The organism is Pseudonocardia sp. DSM 110487 (assembly GCF_019468565.1).
Lineage (GTDB): Bacteria > Actinomycetota > Actinomycetes > Mycobacteriales > Pseudonocardiaceae > Pseudonocardia.
The window spans coordinates 9,480,450-9,499,693 of sequence record NZ_CP080521.1 but is presented as its reverse complement, the minus strand read 5'-3'; the positions used below and the strand labels follow the sequence as shown (position 1 = coordinate 9,499,693).

Annotated in this window: 1 protein-coding gene (only partly in view); it reads left to right on the top strand. The window is 72.5% G+C overall.

From position 1 onward, the window contains the following. The first annotated feature begins 793 nt into the window (after positions 1 to 793). Positions 794 to 19,244 carry the 5' portion of a hypothetical protein gene (locus K1T35_RS44680; protein WP_220257682.1) on the top strand. The gene runs 15,452 nt beyond the window's last position, so 18,451 of the gene's 33,903 nt are visible here — the first part of the coding sequence; the start codon lies at positions 794 to 796; its stop codon lies beyond the right edge, outside the window.

Sequence of the window (19,244 nt, the reverse complement as noted above, 5' to 3'; positions counted from 1 at the left end):
ATCGGCCTGCCGCGATCGGTCGAGATGATGCAGGCCGGCCGATCCGTCGAGAATGCGGTACGGGCCGAACGTCGACTGCTCCATCGGCCCCTGGATCGTCGCAGATCGTGACCGTACGCCCGGTGGTACAGGTGCGACAGGGACTCCGGCGGGATCGAGTAGCGCACTACTCATGGCAGAGAAGCACCCGCGCGGAAACCTGGCAGTGGGCCCGAGTACGAGGGTCATGGCGCCCGCCGGCGGAGGCCGCGGTGCGGCAGCCAGGGACGTTGAGGTGAACCTCGAGTCGGACGGTCTGCCCGTCCTTGTGGAGCCCCGGCCCGATCGGGATATCCGCGGTTCGTGTTCCCCCTGAATTCACGGGACGAAACCATCATGGAGCGGTCCATCCCTTTTTCCGTCGACCACTGGTCGCCCGCGGGGCGGATGGCGCTCGACGAGGGCTGCGGGACCCATGACGCGCTGAAGCAAGCATCCTCGACGAGGCCGATACACGTAAAAGCAACCAAGTCATCACCCCGCAGGCAGTCGGGAGGACACCTGCTGTACACCTGCGACCTCGAAAGTACCCGTTGATCGCCGGACCACCTGTTGCTGACGTGGCGCAACGGGACGGTTCGGGCCGAGAGGCAGGAATCCGGGTGGTCCATCCGCCCGGGTACGTGGGTCGCAGCCTTGGGCGCGACGTACGAGTCGCCTCGTCTGTGCATGTCCTCCTTCGGTTCGGCGGCGCACTCGCCGCGGGTCCGGCACGCCGTTCAGCAGTCCCCACCGACATACGGGAGTCGTTCCGATGCGTAGGCACACCGCTCACGAGGGAGAGGCCACCGGCCTCCCCGCGTGCGCCGGTGCCTCCGTGCGGCTGAAGCTCTCGGCGAGGGACCGGCTGCTGCTGGTCGTCCGGTGGACCGTGACGGTCGTCGCCTCGATCGTGGTGCTGTGGCTCGGGTCGGCGTTTCTCGCCTCGACCGCCCACGCCGCCGCGACCGCACCGGCCGCAGCCATGTCGGCGAGCGTGCAGAAGGGAGGGAACAAGCAGAACGCCGGCGGCAAGAAGAAGGGTGAGAACGAGAAGAAGCCGAAGGGCGATAAGGGCAAGGGCGATAAGGGCAAGGGCGACAAGGGCAAGGGTAAGGAAAGCAAGGGCAAGGACGACAAGAAGAAGTCCGGCCGTGGGGACGGCGGCAACGGTCGCGACGGCGATGGCGAGGGCCGAAAGAAGTCCACCAAGGGCGACGGCGGCAACGGCGCGGGTGACGGCGACAAGCGGGCCGACGCGAAGAACAACGCCGCAAGGAACGACGCCGACAAGGGCAAGGGCGCCGAGCCATCCGCCGACGAGCGCAATGGTCGAAAGACCGCGGCCGCGAGGAAGGACGTCCGGAAGGGCGATTCCACGCCGTCCGCCAAGGGGGAGAACGGCCGGAAGGCGGCCGCGAAGAAGGAGGAGCCCGCGACCGTCCGCCGGGCCGTCGACGCTCTGATCGAGGAGCGGACGAGCAAGGCCGAGGGCAAGACGTCCACCAAGCAGGTACGTGACCTGCTGCGCGATGTCGCGAAGGTCGCGGCGGACAAGGGCGCCGAGCCGGACGAGATCGAGAAGCTCGCGGATGCGGTGCACGCAGCGGTCGAGGACCGCGCGAACCGCACGACCCGCAAGACCGCGAAGCCGGGTTCGGAGAAGAAGCCCGGCCAGCGCGTCGACACGGACGGCGGCGCGGAGGAGGAGACCGAGGAGTTCCTCGCCGACCGCATCCGGCAGGAGAAGAGTGAGGACCGGCTCGCGAAGGCCGAGAAGGCGGTCAAGGCAGGGAAGATGTCTCGGGCCGCGTACAAGAAGGTCGTCGACGAGCACAAGGCGCTGACGCAGGAGGTCAAGCGTGAGCGCCGCGACGTCGACCCCGAGGACGCCGCGCTGGTCGACGAGGTGGTCTCCGGGCACGACAAGGTGACCACCTGGGAGACCCGCCTCCAGAAGGAGCGGGCGCGGGTCGCCGACGGCACGCTGAGCAAGAAGGCGTACCAGCAGCACGCTGCGAAGTACGCGAAGCTGCGTACGTCGGTGGCCGAGGCGACCGACGGTCTGATGGACGCGACCGACCGCGATGCGGACGTACTGTCCGAGGAGTTGGACGGCGAGGGCGCGATCGGCGGCTGTGGTGCCGACGGTGCGTTCGTCGGGTGCGGCGCGGTGGCCGAGAGCCGCAACGGCAAGCAGGACCAGGAGTACTGGGTGGGCCTCGCCGGCCTGACGCCCGGGATCGAGGTCGCCGCCGGCAAGGGTGCCTCGAAGGCGACGGCCACCTGCGACCTCGCCGGCGCAGGCAAGTCCTGCGGGTCGACGGCGACCAGCCGCGATCGGGAGGGCGTGCAGACCGCCGCCTGGACGAAGGCCGACGGCGCGCTCCGCACGATGGGCCTGCACAGCATCGCGACCCCGGACGGCGCTGGCACGGGGTGCGACATCCACGGCAGCTGCCAGACCAAGAGCACCGGCTCGGCAGCTGACGGGATGGGTCACGGCAACGGCCCCCGCGGCGCGGGGGACGGGGACGCGATCGCGCGGGCGAACTGCGACGCGGTCCGCGGGTGCGAGACGACAACGACGATCGAGATCGACGACGAGGACGGCTTCCGCGCCGTCGCCGAGATCGACTGCGACACCGCCGACTGCACCGGCAGCCTCGCCACCGATGCCGGCGCCGACCGCACCACGTGGGTCCGACGCCCGGACGCGGCGGGTGGCAACCGGCTCGTCGCCGCACCGGCGAGGCCGGAGGCCGGGACCGACGCCGAGGTGGTCTGCACGGTGGCAGGCGGCGACTGCCGCGGAGTCAGCGAGGCGGACGCCGCGGCCCGCAACCTCGAGGGCGACAACGGCAGCTCCGCTGCGAGCACCGCCACCCTGGAGATCGACTGCGGCGGTCGCGCGAGCTGCGCCGCGGCCGGCACCGCCCGCACCGACGGTTCGATCGACGCCATCGGTCGGGCGGCTCACCGCGGCGCCCGCGCGGCCGAGACGTGCGCCGTCAGCGGCGGCAGCTGCGACGCGGAGGCCGGTGTCGAGCTCGACCGATCCGTGGTCCGGACCGCGGCCGGCACGCCGGTCGACCGGCTGCGTACCGACGCCACCGCCACCGGTCGGCTCGACTGCGACAGCGTGCGGTGCCTCGGCTCCACGAAGGGCGTCACGTCCGGCGCGGCGACCGGTGACGTCAAGGGTCGCAGCAGCACCGGCCGCTCGGCCTGCATCGCGCAGGGCGAGGGCGCCGAGTGCGCGAGCACCTCCGGCACGTCGGTGGAGAACCGGAGCAGGCAGGAGGCGAAGGCGGCGGGGCTCGCCCCGGTCGGCGGCCCGGTCGCGGTTTCCCGGTCGAACGCCACCGGCACGTGTGAGAGCGACGGCACCCGCTGTGCGGTCTCGGTCGCGAGTTCCACGAGCGCGAAGGACCTGGCCGTCTCGAAGCACGCTCGCGGCAGCGGCGACACCATGGAGTGCTGGGTCACGAACGGTGCCTGCGGCGGGGAGAGCACGTCGGCCGCGTCGAGCGCCGCCGACTACACGGTGTCCGGCTCGAAGAAGGGACCGTCGTCGGTCTCGACCTCCACCGGTCACCTGGTGTGCGAGGGCGGCACGCGCTGCTCCGGCACCGTGCGCACCACATCCACCGCATGGGACGGCGCCGTCGCGGGCGGCAAGCGTGAGACCTCGAGCGACCAGGCCACCTGCAACGCCGGCCGGAACGCCCGCTGCGAGGTCCGCTCGATCTCGACCGCCGTCGCGGGCCCTGGCGCGGTGAAGATGCTCGCCGACGCGGGCAAGGTCAACGGCAAGCGGATGGGCCGCGGCCCGTCGGCCGCCTCGGTGGCGGGCGGTGTCCTCGTCTGCGAGTCCGGCGCGGTCTGCAACGGCTCGGTCCGCACCGCCGCCGAAGCGCGGAACCCGGCCGTGTCGAAGGATGCGCGCGGCTCCTACGCGGTGGGCGCCTGCGAGAACATCCGCGGCGGCATCTGCCAGGCCGTGGTCAACTCCGGCTCGTCGTCCGACCCGAACGCCAACGAGATCACCCCGATCATGACCGGCCCATCGACCGCCAACGCGACGGTCACCGAGGGCGAGACCTCTGGTGCAGCGCCGGCAGGCGAGAAGGCGGCCTCCACGCCGCCCGCACCGACCGCGCCCGGTTCGTCGGCCAGTTCGGGGGCGCCGACGGTCCCGGGTGCGTCCAGCTGGTCGATGTCCGACGCGACGCTGGCCTGCGCGGACAGCGCCGCCTGCACGGGCAGCGCCCGGCACGCGGCGTGGGGGAGCGACGACTCGATCGGCCGGAACGGCGCGGGCGGCGCCCGCGGTCCTCCGGGCAAGTCCCTGACCTCCGCCAAGTGCGCCACCTCGGGCAGTGCCTGCACGGTGACGGGCAGCTCCGCGGCGGGGACCGGCCAGGTCGTGGCCGACATCTACGAGGAGCAGCGCAAGACAGCCGCCGAGGACGCATCCCAGCAGGCCCGGCAGGCAGGGAAGGCCGCGAAGAAGGCGGCCGCGGCCGCCGCCCGCAAGGGCGCGACGGCCCAGCAGCGCAAGACCGCCGAGAAGCTGGCGAAGCAGGCGCGTGAGGCCCGCAAGGATGCCCGCGCCGCAGCCAGGCTGGCGGCGAAGCCGGTGAAGGACGCCCCGGCGATCTGGTCCGACTCCTCGTTCACGGGTGAGTGCGCAGGCAAGGGCTGCCGGGTCACGGTGATCGCCCAGGCCCCCGGTGAGGCTGCCGAGACCACCACCTGCCGCGCGGGTGCGAGCGGCTGCGCCGTCACGGGCCGCGCCGACGCCGTGGTCATCCCGGACGCAGGCGAGTCGAAGGTCGACCCGAAGGCGAAGCCCGGCAAGCTCCACGCCGCCCGCAAGGGCCGGACGTGGGACATCCCCGGTTACACGGTGAACGGCCGGGCGACCACCCAGGTCGTCTGCCGTGACAAGGGCTGCCGGGGCACGATCACCGGCCGCGCCACCGTGATCGCCGGCCCCGAGGGCCGCCGCAGCACCAGCACCGAGCGCGGCGCCACCGGTTGCCGCGGCACGTGCACCGCGCAGCTGACCACCACCACGACGAAGGTCGTCGGCCAGGGCAACGACCCGTTCGTCGCCACGAACGCCACGATCACCGGGCGGTGCGACGACGGGACCAAGGCCGGGTGCCAGGTCCGCACCACGTCGAGGACGAAGGCCAACGGCTCGAGTACGAGCACGGTGGCAGGGAGGGCCGCCGCCACCTGCCGTGCCCGCGGCTTCTGCGCCTCGTCGACCGGCGGTTACGCGGCGAAGGGGGCAAGCCAGGTCAGCGCGGACTGCGCAGGCGCAGGCTGCCGCACGCGCACCGTCGGCAACGCCATGGACGAGGACACCCGTGGCAGGGCTCGGGCCGGCTGCCGAGCGGGCACGACCGGCACCTGCTCGTCGGCCTCGATGGTCGCCCTCACCGAGATGGGTGTGCAGGCCACGGCGTCCTGTGCGGGCGGAAAGGGCTCGACGTGCCGCTTCGGCACCGGCACGACGGCCGTGAAGCACATCGACGACGGCACGGCGAGGGCGCTCGCCGATTGCCGCTCCCGCGGGATGGCGGGTGGCAGCTGCTCCACGAGCGCGGCGGTGCAGATCACCGAGAAGGGCGAGGCGGTGGCCTCGGCATCGTGCCGGGGCAAGGGCTCGAAGTGCCGGTTCGGCACCGACACGAGGGCCGAGGCGTGGGCCGGCGATGCGCGCGCCGAGGCGTACGGCACCTGCAAGGGGAACGGCTCGGGCCGCTGCACCACCAGCGCACTCGCGCTCGTCGACGCCGAAGGCCAGGCCCGAGCGCAGGCCTCCTGCCAGGGCACGGGCGCGAACTGCCGCTTCCGCGCCACCACCGGTGCCGAGGTGCAGGTCGGTGACGAGCGGGCCCGCGCCAACGCCGACTGCGGTCGGCAGGGCGGTTCCGGGTACTGCAGCAACTTCTCGGTGGCGCAGGCCGAGGACGGCCAGGCCGTGGCCGCAGCCGGCTGCGAGGCCGCCAAGGGCACCCGGTGCGAGCACTTCTACAGCGCGTCGGCCGCCGATGCGGCCGGCTACGGCACGCATGCAGCCGCGTCGGGTTCCGGCGGTGGCGGTGAGGGCGACGGCTACGTGGCGGTGGTCGCGCAGGCTCAGGCCGGTCCGGGTTATGCGGCCGCGACGGCTCAATGCCTCGGCGCGGCGAACTGTCGGTGGTCGTATTCGGGTATCGCGTCCGACAGTGCCGCGTACGGGGGCAACTGGGCGAATGCGTACGCGTCCGGTTCGGACTCCGGCTCGGGTCCTGGTGGTGGGCAGGTCGACGTGGTCGCGCAGGCCCAGGCGGGGCCCGGCTACGCGGTGGCAGTCACGTCGTGCCAGGGGGCACCGAACTGCTACTGGTCCACCTCGGGCGCGGCCCACGCCGCCGCGGCCTACGACGACGGCGTCCACAGCAGTTCGGCGTACGCCCACGCCACGGGTGCGGCTTCCGGATACGGATCGGGCAACGCGCTGACGGTCACCGCGCAGGCCGAGGCGGGCAAGGGCCGGGCGACGGCCGGTGCCGGCTGCACCGGTGCGGCCAACTGTGCGGTCGGCTACTCCACCGTGACCGACGCGACGAAGTCCGCATGGGGCCTGACGGGTCGTGCGCGGTCCGAGTGCTCCGGGCAGACGTCGGGCGGCTACTGCGGCTCGGTGGCGACCGCCGCCTACAACCCGAAGACCGGTCAGCTGGATGTCCAGTCGGCGTGCGGGACCGTGGGTGGCGCGTGCACGCACTTCAGCGAGATCACCGGCAAGGTCGATGCGGCGCACGGCTGGTTCTCCGGTGAGAGCCGGGTGCGCTGCGACGGTGCGGCGGACACGTGCTCGGTGTTCGGCGTCGCCAAGCTCCACCCGTCCACCACGGGCAAGAACGGCGAGCGGACGATGCCGCAGCTGGACTTCGGTGTCGGCTGCGCGGCGACGGGCTCCGCGGTCTGCACCCAGTACTCCAGGACAGAGGCCCACATCGATGTCCGTGACTTCGGCCCCGCCAAGGGCCGGCTCGACGGGGATGCGATGAGCGAGTGCAGCGGCACCACCGGGAAGTGCCTCACCTCGGTCGCCGGCTACTACGACCCGCAGACCGGCAACGCTGCCACCTGGGCGAGCTGCGAGAACACCGGCGATACCGGCTGCATCACCTCGGAAGCGCACCTCACCGGCTGGCTGGTCGGTCCCGGCCAGGTCGCGCCGGGGTCGACGGAGGAAGGGTCGGTGCTGGGCGGCCTGAACTCGCACTGCACGGCGACCCACGGGCCGTGCCAGGCAAGCGGGCAGCTGGGCTACGTCCCGGCGAGCTGGGAGACGACGAAGAGCGGCGAGCCGGTCTACATCACCGACGGGAACGGCAACCGGATCCGGAAGCCGATACCGGCGTACGTGGCGGCCACGTCCGACTGCTCCGAGCCCGCTGCGGGCACCTGCACGCACGACTCCTGGGCGTTCGGCAGCCTCGACCGGACCACCTTCACAACGAAGCACACGAGCACCGCCGACGCGCAGTGCATCGGGACCACGAAGGCCTGCACCACCGTCGCGTCGGTGTCCTACGACCCGGAGACCGGCACGGTCGCGGCCTACGCGGACTGCGATGCTCCGGGCAGCAGCAGGTGCACCCGCGTCGAGACGCACACCGAGGCCTCGATCACCCTGCCCGGCGGGCTGGCTGTCGAGAGCACTGACTGCACCGTGGGCCCGGAGTGCTCCTCGCACGCGACGGCCAAGTACGTCCCGGCCACGACCGTCGTCAGCACGCCGTGCCGGCCCGGGGCCTGCGGCGGTCACGTCCCGGCCCGGCAGTACACGGTGCCGGCGAGCGTCCAGCTCGGGGCAGGTTGCGCCACGAGCGGTGACCCGGCCAACTGCAGCTACCGCGTCGCGGGCTACACCACCGCCGATGCGGCGGCCGACGGTCTGGCGGCACGAGCGGGCGCCGGTTGCCACGACTCGGGGAACGTCGGCTCGACGTCCTGCTCGCTGGCCGCCAACGCCTCGGTCGACAAGGAGAACGGTCTGGCGGACGCCGAGGCGTGGTGCACCGGCACTGCCCACTGCACGTACTCCGCGGGGGTCTCGGCGACCGCCGGGTCCGGGAAGAACACGGCTGCGTCGGACAAGCAGTGCGGGATGGGTCTGCCCGGGCGGTGCTCGCTGAGCGTGTCGGCGGACGCGACGGGCGACGACGACGCGCGCTTCGGCACGACTTCGGCGTCCGGGATGTGCACCGACAGCAACGGCACCTGTCGGGGCGAGTTCCGCACGCACACCGAAGCGGGCCTGCACACGCTCTTCGGCCTGGCGGGCTGGGACACCTCCTCCGACTGCCGCTCGGCAGGCAACGGGTGGTGCGCCGGCGCGGCGGAGCCGAAGTACGCCCGGTCCTGGGGCGACTCCGACCAGGCCCTGCACCTGAGTGCCTCCGCGCCGGACCGGGAGGGGCTCACCAAGACCTGCGTGCGGGCCGGGGCCTGCGACACCGAGGCGACGGGGCTGACGGCGACCACCGGGAAGAACGGGTGGAGGTTCGCGGCGTTCCTCGCCGACGACCTGGGACACGTCGTCACGGGCATGGTTCCCGGCCTCGTCGAAGGGGTGAAGACCGAGGTGGAGAACGGCCGCGAGCTGTCCCTCCTCAACAAGCTGAGCCTGCCCGGGTTCGTCGGGGCGGCGGTGACCGGCGACCTGCCGGAGTACGAGCATGGCGAGTCGATCTCCTCGTACGCGCAACGCCTCGGACTCGACGTCCTCGAGGACGGTGGGATGGTCGGACTCGCCGCCACGATGGCCGCCGGTGGCGGTATCGGCGGTGTGCGCGAGCGGCAGGCCGATGAGTCGTTCTGGGAGTACCTGGGTGGGTCCGCCCACAGCTACTTCGACGAGCTGCCCGAACTGATGCCCAACGAGGTGGACGGAACGGTGCGCGGTGGCTTCGAGTACGCCGCGAGGGTCGCGCCGATCACGGGCGGGATATTCCTGTCCGGCTACCGGTTCCAGGACCGCTGGGTCCAGCACGACGGCCGGTGGGGCCCGGACTGGGCCACCATCGCGGACGACTACTACTACGCACCCGTCTCCACCTTCCTGGAGGACGCGGGCACGGTGACGCTGCCGCTGATGGGAGTCGGCGCAGGCATGAAGCTGATCTCGCTCGGCGGAAAGGGTGCGGCTGTGGGCGCCACCGCGGCCTCCCGCACCGCTCTCTCCACGGCTGCCCGCGGCTGGAACGGGATCTCGAACGTCCTGTTGTGGTCCGGGAGCGTGACCATGTGGCCGTTCAAGCCGTTCGTGTGGGCCGGGCGCGGTCTGGGTGCGGGGGCGCTGAGCGTGGCCAAGCCCCTGGTGCCGAAGGTCCGTGCCGGATCCGCCGGCCTCCGGATCCGGGGGAGGGCAGTGGCGGCCTTCCACCAGCCGGGTATCGCGTCGAAGGCGTATGCGACGGGGGCTGCCGGGCTCGACGGCCTGGCCACCGTTCTGGCCACCGGGCGTTCCGGTGCCCGGTTCCTGTGGACGCGTGGCCTCACCGGTCGTCTCACACCGTGGCACGGTTACGTTCCCGGCCTGCTCCAGACGTCGTTGGCCTACAACAAGCTGGGCATGGCTTTCGGTCGTGCGTACACCGAAATGGAGGTCGGCAGCGCGGTCGAAGCGGCGATGACGCGCGCGACAGGCCGTGGCGGCGTCGATCGGATGCCGTACGTCAACGCCGGGCGGACCGCCATGATCGATCAGCTGATCCGGCAGAAGAAGGCGGGTACCCCACCGGAGCAGGTGACCGCGGCCGACCGGCCCGCTGCCGAGAAGCCGGCACTGAAACCGGAGGACAACTGCGCGTGCGTCCTCGAGGCGCGCGCGGCTGCCGACGACCAGGCGGATGTCGCCCTGGACGAGGTGCCGGCGGCACGGCCGGAGGACCAGAACTCCGCGGCGGTCGCGGGCCGGCTGGAGGCCGCCCACGACGGGCACACGAAGTCGACGACCGCAGCGACCGTCGAGCAGGACGTCGCCGACTCGCCCGGCGGCGCCGGGGTCTGGGTGTGGGTGGAGGGCTCCGACGTCGCACACCTGGTGCACGGGAGGTCCGAGAACGGGACGGTCCGCTACTACGACGTCGACAGCAACGTTCCGCTCTCCGGTGCGGCCGCGGCGAAGGTGCGGGAGCGGGCGAAGGCGGTCACGGTCTTCGGCGCCGGTCGGGCGGCGCGGGACGTGGAGCTGCCGGAGTACGTCGGAGCCAAGGCCGCCAAGGGCGATGCCGACGGCGAGCCGGAGCAGGGCCCGTCCGCCGCGGCGGTACCGGAGAGCGTCGCCGCGACGGCTGCCGACGCCCCGACCGTGGCCGGCGCCGGTATCGCCACCGCGGAGCCGATGACCGGTGCCGGCAGCGCCCACAGCCCACCAGGCGATGGGCATCCCCGTCCGGTCGAGGGCACCCGCGAGGTGCGCCGGGAGGACGAGGCCGCCTACCGGAGAACCGCGGAGGAGTACGCCGACCCGCTCGCCCGTGCGCGCGTCGTGGAGAGCTCCGATCCGCGGTTCGTCGACACCGATCTGGCGCTGAAGGAGACTCGCGCGCAGCGCGAGCGCGGCGAGATCAGCGACGAGCAGGCCAAGGCCGACGCGGTCGGGATCCTGGGCCGGGAGGCGCGCGTCGAGTCGGGACTGATCCCCGCGGACGGGAAGCTTCGCAACGACCAGATCATCGGGGCCATCGGCGTCGCGCTCGGCAAGGTTGTGCAGATCATCAGCGGTGGCGGGAAGACGGTTGTCGACGCCATCGGTGGGCTGACGCGCGTGGTGCTGGACGGCGATCGGGTCTACATGGCGTTCCCGAACCGGGGATTGGCCGCCGATTCGGACCTGGTCGTCCGCCGGCTGGCCGCCGGGCTCACCAACAAGGCGGGCAAGCCGGTCAAGGTGGGCTACATCGACGAGTCGATGCCCGCGCACCGCATTGCGAAGGTGCTCGCCGGGGCCGACATCGTCCTCGGGTCGACCGATGCCTTCGCGTTCGCCAAGGCGCGCACCCGGACCGGTGGCCCGGACGGCTACGTGCAGCCGGACTTTTGGGTCATCCCCGAGGTCGACAGCCTCATCCTCGACGGTAGGAACACGACCTGGCGCATCGCGGCCGCTGCGGAGGACGGCTGGCTCCCGATCAAGGAGATCGGGCTCGGCGAGCAGGCCGCCAAGGGGCTCGAACCGGTCACCGTGGACAACCCGAACGGGCACTACGACCCGGGGACGGGCAGGCTGACCGAGTCTGGGCGCACCCGCCTCGGCACGCTGTACGACCTCGACACCGAACCCGAACTGCAGCGCTGGACCGAGGCTGCCCTGGGTGCCAACCGCCTTGAAGAGCGTGAGGAATTCGTCACCACGGTGACCACCGAGGACGGCACCGTCCATCGCGGCATCTTCCCGATTGCTGAGCGGACCGGGTATTCGAAGAACGAGCGCTACCCCGGTGGCGTCCACGAGGTTCTCGAGATGCGCCACTTCGGTGCGCCCGGTGTCAAGTCCCCGACGAACACGATCTACCAGATGGGTCTGGACGACCTGCTCGAGGACACGCCGTGGTCGGGCTCCACCGGTTCGGCCGGTGACGAGGCCGACTGGGCGGCGCTCGGCAAGGACGTCGTCACGCCCGAACCGGACGTCCGCCGCCGAGCCCACGACATCGACGAGGCCTATCGAACACGGGCCGAGGCGGACGACCGTGGGTTGACGGTCGTCGAAGCCGCGCACGACGGGAACGTCAGCGGACACGACCTCCTCCGGCGCAACGGGATCGAGCCGGGTCGGGAGCCGGACCCGGACGATCAGGGCGGGAAGGGGCAGAGCTTCCCGGTCCTCGTGCGCGCGGAGTCGCCCGCACACGCCGAGGCGGTTGCCGCTGAGCTGCGGTCCCGAGGCCACCAGGTGGACGTCCTGACGGCCGAGAACATCGGTGACCGGGAGCGGGTCGAGGCCAACGCCGGCAGGCGGGGGCGGATCACCGTGACCAGCCTCGAGCTGCGGGGTCAGGACATCAAGCTGGGCGGGAACGCGGACTGGATCTTCGAGAACGAGCTCCTGCCGGCGTGGCGGGAGAAGAACCCGGACATCGAGGAGGGCAGCCCGAAGTACGTCGAGCTGCGGGAGCAAGCCAAGCGGGAGGCGACCGCGGAGAAGGCCGCGTTGAACGTCGAGGGCGGCGGCCTGTACACCATCGACCTGGGAACCGCGCCGAATGTGCGTGCCGAGATGCAGCGCCGCAGCCGTTCGGGCCGCCAGGGTGAGCACGGGATGTCGTTCACGCTGCGGTCGGCCGAGGACCGGGTGCGGGAACAGCCGGGCGTGTTCGAGTACGTTGCCAAGGAGACGACGACCGGACCCGCAGTCACGAAGTCCGGGCAGCTGACGGGTGAGGCGCTCGCGGACGACGCCATGCTGGTCGAGGTCGCCCGGCACCACAACGGCCCGCGGCTCACGACGTCGCACGAGGATGCGCCGGGCCGGATCACCAACGCGGCGGCGGTGGCGGCGTCGATGACCTGGGCCGCGAACCCGGACGGCATCGACCTGTCGTCGCTGGCCACCGCCCGGGTGGGCGAGGACGTCTCCGGGCTGGACGCCGAGCAGAACGCGCGGCTGCAGCAGCTGGTGACGCAGCAGGTGGAACACCCGCTGACAGCGTCCGATCGACAAGCGGCGGAGCAGGTGGCCGCGATCATCCCGGCGCGCGTGTTGCGCCCGGTCCGCTACTCCGTCGAGACGATCCGCAGGCGGTACGAGAGCCTGGCCGCCGCAGGCGCCACGGTCGCCGCGGGCGACGCCGCATGGGCGGCATTCCGCAACGAGGCGATCCGGACGCTGCTCGCGGACGATCCGCAGGCGGACGCCGAGGTCTCGCACCGGCGCAGGCAGCTGGCCGACGTGCTCGGCATGAACCCCGACGAGGTCGCCGAGATCGCGCGTGGCCCCCGCGACGCCGACGCACCCGACGTGCACGTCCCCGCGGGGACGTTCGGCGCCCGGCTGGACGCGCTCGCCGCCGCGGCGCAGAAGCGGCAGCAGACCGTGGACGCCAACGACGAGGCGCTCGCCGGCCTCGTCGAGCAGGCGGGGACCGGCGGCACGGCGCTGCCCCCGAAGAAGATCGCCGAGCTCACCGGCACGAGCCTCGTTCGGGTCGAGGAGATCCTGGCGCAGGCACCGCTGCGCGGGATCGCGCGTGCGCTGGACGAGGAAGCGGCGCGGCAGCAGGAGACGGATCTCGTCCGGAAGCGGGACGCCGGCGTCCGGTCGCTGTTGGACGACGCGCAGCTCTCGCCCGAGGACGCGGCGGCGCGGCAGCAGAAGGTGGCCGCTGCGTTGGGTGTCCCGGTCGAGCAGGTGCAGGCCGCTCTCCACCAGCCTGCGCTGGAGAACGAGCGGCGCGACCTCGGCGACCCGGTCACCTCGTTCGAGGAGCGGCTCGCCACGCTGGTCGCCGACCTCGAGAACATGCGCAGCACGGCGGCCCGGGAAGCGGCCGACGAGCGTCCGGCGCAGCTGGCCCCGTTCGTGAAGGCGCTGGCCGAGAGGTCGGGACTGTCGGTTGCCGCGCTGGCTGAGGCAGCCCGTCTGACCACTGAGCAGGTCACCGCGGCCCTGGAGGACCGGGTCGCCGAGCCGGCGACCGCGGAGCCCGCCGGGAGCGCGCACACCCCCTCGACCCCGGTCGATCGGCTCCAGGCCGCCACGAACGCGGTGGACGCGGCGCAGGATGCGGCGCAGCAGCGGCTGCGAGCGGCGCAGCAGCGGCGGACCGACGCCGTGAACGCCTGGACCGAGCGGCGCCAGAACCTGATCCGGTGGTTGTTCACGACCCCGTCCCCGTCGCCGCAGGTGACCGAGCTGCGCCACCGGGCCGTGGCCGCTCTGCTGGGGTTCGACCCGGCCGACGTGGCCCGGATCGCGCAGCACGGGTCCGCGCCGGGACCGGGTGCGCCACCCGCGACCTTCGAGGAGGGCCTGGCCCTGCTGAACGAGGCGGACGTGGCCCTGCGCAACGAGGCCGCGCTGGCCGAGGAGGCCGTGAACGGCGCACGCGCTCAACTCGTGCAGGTCGCGGCGAGCGCACAGGCGGCACTGGCAGAACCCGTGTGGGAGGCGAACGACGCCGGGATGGGCGCTGCCGAGATCGCGACGACCACCGGCCTGTCCCGCGAGCAGGTGGACCGGAGCATCCAGACCGTCAGCGCGGTCGCGCTGGACGGTGCAGTGGCGAGGGTTGACGGGATGCTGGTCGTGGCGACGTCCCGGCACCGCCAGGCATGGCAGGACCGGATCGATGCCCGGGACGCGATGGCAGCGGCCGCGACGGACGTGGACCGCGCCCGCGCCGCGCTGGTGCAGGCGGGCGCGAACGAGATCCGCGATCTGGCACCGGCGGTCCGGCAGGCCTACCGCGAAGGCCTACCGACCGACGACATCCGCGCGATCACCCGCTTGTCGGCCGAGCAGCTGGCCCGGCTGCTCACCGGTGTCGAGCCCGGGACGGCGGCAGACCCCGCCGCGGTCGCCACGACACTGCGTCAGGCAGTCGCGGCGGTGGACGCCGCGCACGGTCAGGCCAGGGCAGCTTTCGGCAAGGCGAGACAGGACCTCGCCACCGCCGAGACCGCCCTGGCGGCGGCCGAAGCGGCGCTGGCGACAGCGGCCGAACACGTTCAGCTGGTCAAGCGCCTGCGTCCGGCGATGCTGGAGCAACCCATCGACAAGGCGCGAGGCGCCGGTGTCCCGGTCGACGACATCGTCGTCATCACCCGTTCGTCCGCCGCTTCGCCCGGGGACGCAGCCACGGCCGAGGCGGAGCTGGTTGCCGCCATCGAGGATGCGCGCCGGGCCTTCGCCGACCTGACGGCAGCAGACCGCCGTCAGGTGGCCGAGATGGAGCCTGCTGTCCGGCAGGCCTACCTCGACGGGATGGCGCCCTCCCTGATCATCCAGATCACCCACGTGGACGAGAGCGTCTTCTGGACCACGGTCGAGGGCCTCGACTCCGAGCGCGCGACGACCGAGAAGGAAGGCACCTACGCGGCTCTGCAGGCCGTGGCCGATGCGGCGAGGGAAAGGTACGCGGAGGCGGTCCGGAGGAACGCCGCCGCCCAGCGCCGCCTCGACGCTGCCGTGCGTGGAGCTGCCGACAGCGGTATCCCGGACGAGGAGATCGCGCGGATCGGCGAGTTCTCCACGGAATGGGTCGCTGCGCTCCGGGATCCCGGAGCGGGGACACCGTGGGTCGATTCGGAGACCCTCCAGAGGACCGGCGCCGACCGGGAAAACCTGTCCCGGGACATCTGGCAGCGGCTCGACCGCGACCACGGCCCGATGCCGGCCGCGGACCTTGCGGAGGCCCTCGGGCGCAGCGTGGAGGATGTTCTCGCCGCGGCGGACACCGTAGGGAGCCTGCACGCCTACCGTGGCGAAGACGGCCGGTGGTACGTCATGCGGGACAGCCACGAGATGTACGGCAGCCGGGAGGTCCGGCGCCTCGCCGAGGTGGCCGGCACCATCTGGCTGGAGTACCGCAAGGCCGTGCGGACGGGGCACGACGAGCTCGCCGGCCGGCTGAAGGTCGCACTGGATCAGCTGATGGAGCTCGGTGTCGTGATCCGCGACGAGACCGGGACGCAACACCTCGCTGCCACCGGCGACGTCGCCTTCAGCGTGGTTCCCGGCGACCCCAGCGCGGAGACCGCCGGCCGTGACGCCGACGAGCTGAGGATCACCGGGACGGAGCGCCCGGCCGTCTACGTCGGTGGGCGGCTGATCGTCGAGGGCACGGTGACGCTGGGGGGCTGGCGGGCCGACCTGAGCCGCAACGACCCGTTCACGTGGGACAACCCGGACCGGCGCCCGGTGGACAGCCCCGAGCCGGCGATCTACCGCACCGCGGTGCGGGTGATCGACGCTCTCCTGTCGGACCTGAGCTCCTCGAGCCCGACGCGCGGGGAACGCAAGATCCGCCGGCAGCTCGACGCACTGCGCGGCGTGCTCCCGGCCGGAACCGATCCGGAGATGCCCCGGGCCGGCCCCCACTCTGCGCAGGCGGCGGCCGGCGGAGCCGGGACGGGTGGCGCCGGACGGGCCGGCTCGACCCCGGTCGGCGACGGCAGCCCCCGCCAGAACGGGGCAGGCGGCCTGCCGAGCACCTCACACGCCGGGCAGGCGGGGGGCACGGGCGCGGGCGGCGCGGGGTCGAACGACGCCGTGCCCACCGCGGGTGGGAGCACGCCGGAGTCCCCGGCCGGCCCGGCCACGGCCGGGCCCATGGCGAAGGGTTCGGCCGTCGAGGTGGACGCGACCGCACGCGGCCCACCTCCGCACGCCGTTCACGACAACATTCCCGGCACCGATCGTCGGGCCACCGGTGACAGCGCCCCCGCGAGTGACGCGGGCGCGGCGATGTTCGGTGCACCGCTCGGCGACGTGCAGGTGGCGGCGTTCGAGGCGTCGTTGCCCGAGCTGTACGCGATGGCGCAGCTGCCGGACAAGTTCGAGAACCCGGTCACCGAGCGGCCGATCGACCTGATCGAGAACGCCGCGGCCTTCGCGGTGCTGCCCCGGGAGCTGCACGATCTGCCGAGCCGGATGCTCGGGTTCGCCTGGCGGCATCCGGATTTCGCGCCGTTGGGCCGGCAGGTGATGTTCGCCGAGACCTACCGCGACCTCGTCTGGATGACCCGGCTGGGGCTGCTGCCGCCGGAGTGGTGGGTGCGGTTCGAGGCCCACGAGAACGACTTCCACCTCGACGGCCTCTCCGAGGTCGACGGGCTGCCCCACGACGAGCACGAACGCGGCCTTGCCGATGACCTGCCGTTGGCGATGAAGGTCAAGCTGAGCCTGGGCGAGGCCCGTGCGGCGACCGTCGCCGACCTGGCGGCTCGGCTGGGCGTGACGGAGGCGCAGATCGACAGCGCCGTCGCGGACTGGGAGCGACCGGACCGGATGGTGCTCTCGCCGGACGGCGTCGTGCTGGCGGTGCCCGTGGGACAGCGCGCCCGTCAGGGTGACGCCCGTCGGCGCTCGGGCAGCGGTGTCACCGACAGCGACAGCCCGGGACGGCCCGGCGGGCTCCGGAGGTTCCGCAGCGGGTCGTTGGCGGACTCGCCGGACACCGGGTACGAGCTGCGGGGCCTGCGGAAGGCGGTGTTCGAGGCGAAGCTCGCTCGGATGTTCCGGGACGACCCGGAGCTGCTGATGCAGGCGTCGCCGATGCTCGGGACGAGCTTCCCCGGCGTGCTCGAGCTGCCACGGGACGGTTTCGAGCACTTCACGGACGTGCTCGCCCACACGACCGAACAGAACGGCGAGCCCCTGTTCGTGATATTCGCCGACCTGCGCGCCGAGGTCGACCACATCACGCCGGCCCGCGGGGTGGAGAGGACCAGGTATCTCAAGGAGAACCTGCTGATGTACGGGTACTCCCGCCACGTCTCCGATGCGATGGTCCGCGATGAGGACGAGTTGCTGCGTGAGGCGCGGGACCTGGTCGGCGAGTTGCACGCCGCGCGCGCCGCGGCCCGGGTGCGGGTGAACGACCTGGACCGGATCGCGCGGTGGTACGCGGAGCGGCGCGCGGCCGTGCGCGGGCACACCGCGGCGGCTGAGCGCACGCGGCGGCGGGACGCGAAGATGGAGCTGCTGGAATGGCTGCCCGCGGGCCTGAACCGCGCACCCGATGCCGCGACGGCCGGGGAGCTCCTCGCGGAGGCCCGGACGATCGCGGAGGAACTCGAGGGGCTGAGGACGGCCCCGCGGGCCGAGCGGCGGCTGCCGGGCAACGACGCGATCCTCGCGGCGCTCCCGGATATCGTGTCCCTGCTCGGTGCGGTTGATCTGGACCAGGCGACCCGGGACACCTGGGCCGACCGCCTCAATCCCTACCGCGGGTTCTGGGCGAGCATGCCGGTCGGCTTCCCGGCTCAGCAGGCGACGCTGCGGCGCTACGTCGCCTACACGCTCGCGATCCTGCGTGGTCAGCCCCTCGACCGGACGGGCCCGGTCCCGGCGGTGCGGCTGCGGCTCCTGCACGAACCGATCACCGATCCGAGTGGCCGGAAGGTGACCGCGCTCGCCCGCACCGAGGGTACCGAGCTCGTCGTCTACGCCATGGATGCCTGGGGCGTCCTGCAAGTGCTGACGGAGGCGCTCTACGCCGAGCGGGACGGGTTCGGCGGAGAGCAGCGCCGGATGGTCGCCGAGCTCGCGGGTCGGGTGGCCGGGCGCTCCTCCATGCCGGTCGACGAGCAACGGCAGCCGACCTGGCTGCCGCAGCGTGTGCTCGACGAGATCGGCGGTCGCGGCTGGGAGGAGTCCTGGCAGATCATCGCCGACCAGTGGGCCGAGCGGGACCGCATCGTCGCGCTGTTCGCCAACCGCCCGGACTGGCAGCGGCTCGTGGCTCTCTACCTCGACCAGCGCTACCTGGCCATGTTGGACGGGGTCGGCCGCCCCACCGTCGCGAAGGACGCGATCCAATCGTCGTTCAGGATCGCGAAGAAGGGCTTCGACACCGCCGTCGATGGGTTGGGGCTGTCCCGGGGTGAGCGCAACCGGCTACGCCACGACGTGGCGGAGGTCATGCGCGAAATACGGGGCAAGGGGGGCCTCACCGAGGTGAGCCCGTACATGCCCTACGTCGTGGGACACCGGGTGGTGTCGCTAGCGGTGGAGTTGTACCTGGCCGGCGTGGTGGATGCCGAGGCGCTGCGGATCACCGAGCTGATCGGGATCGCCGTTCCGCTGGAGTACTGGGCGGATGCCACGGCTCCGTTCCAGCCCAAGCAGAGGGACTACCGAAGCCCCCTCCCCGATCCGATCGACGTCGGAGACCCGCTGCGCGACGTCCTCGCCGCCGCCTTCGCGAAGCTGGTGCCCGAGGAACTGCACGAGCCGCTCGGCGTCGGCACCCGGCAGGTGCACGAGATCCGCGAGTACCTCGACGACCAGCACCTGCGCCTGCGCGAACAGCAGATCGAACTGGCAGATGAGGGGCGGGTTGCCGGGGCGCCGGAGGCGCCGACGGGACTCTCGGGCGAGTCCGGTGAGGCCGTGCGCGTCGACGAGATCGATGGGAATCCGCTTCACCGGCCGGAGTCCGGCGAGACGAACGTGGGGCGCGAGTGGTCGGTGCGGGGGCCGAACG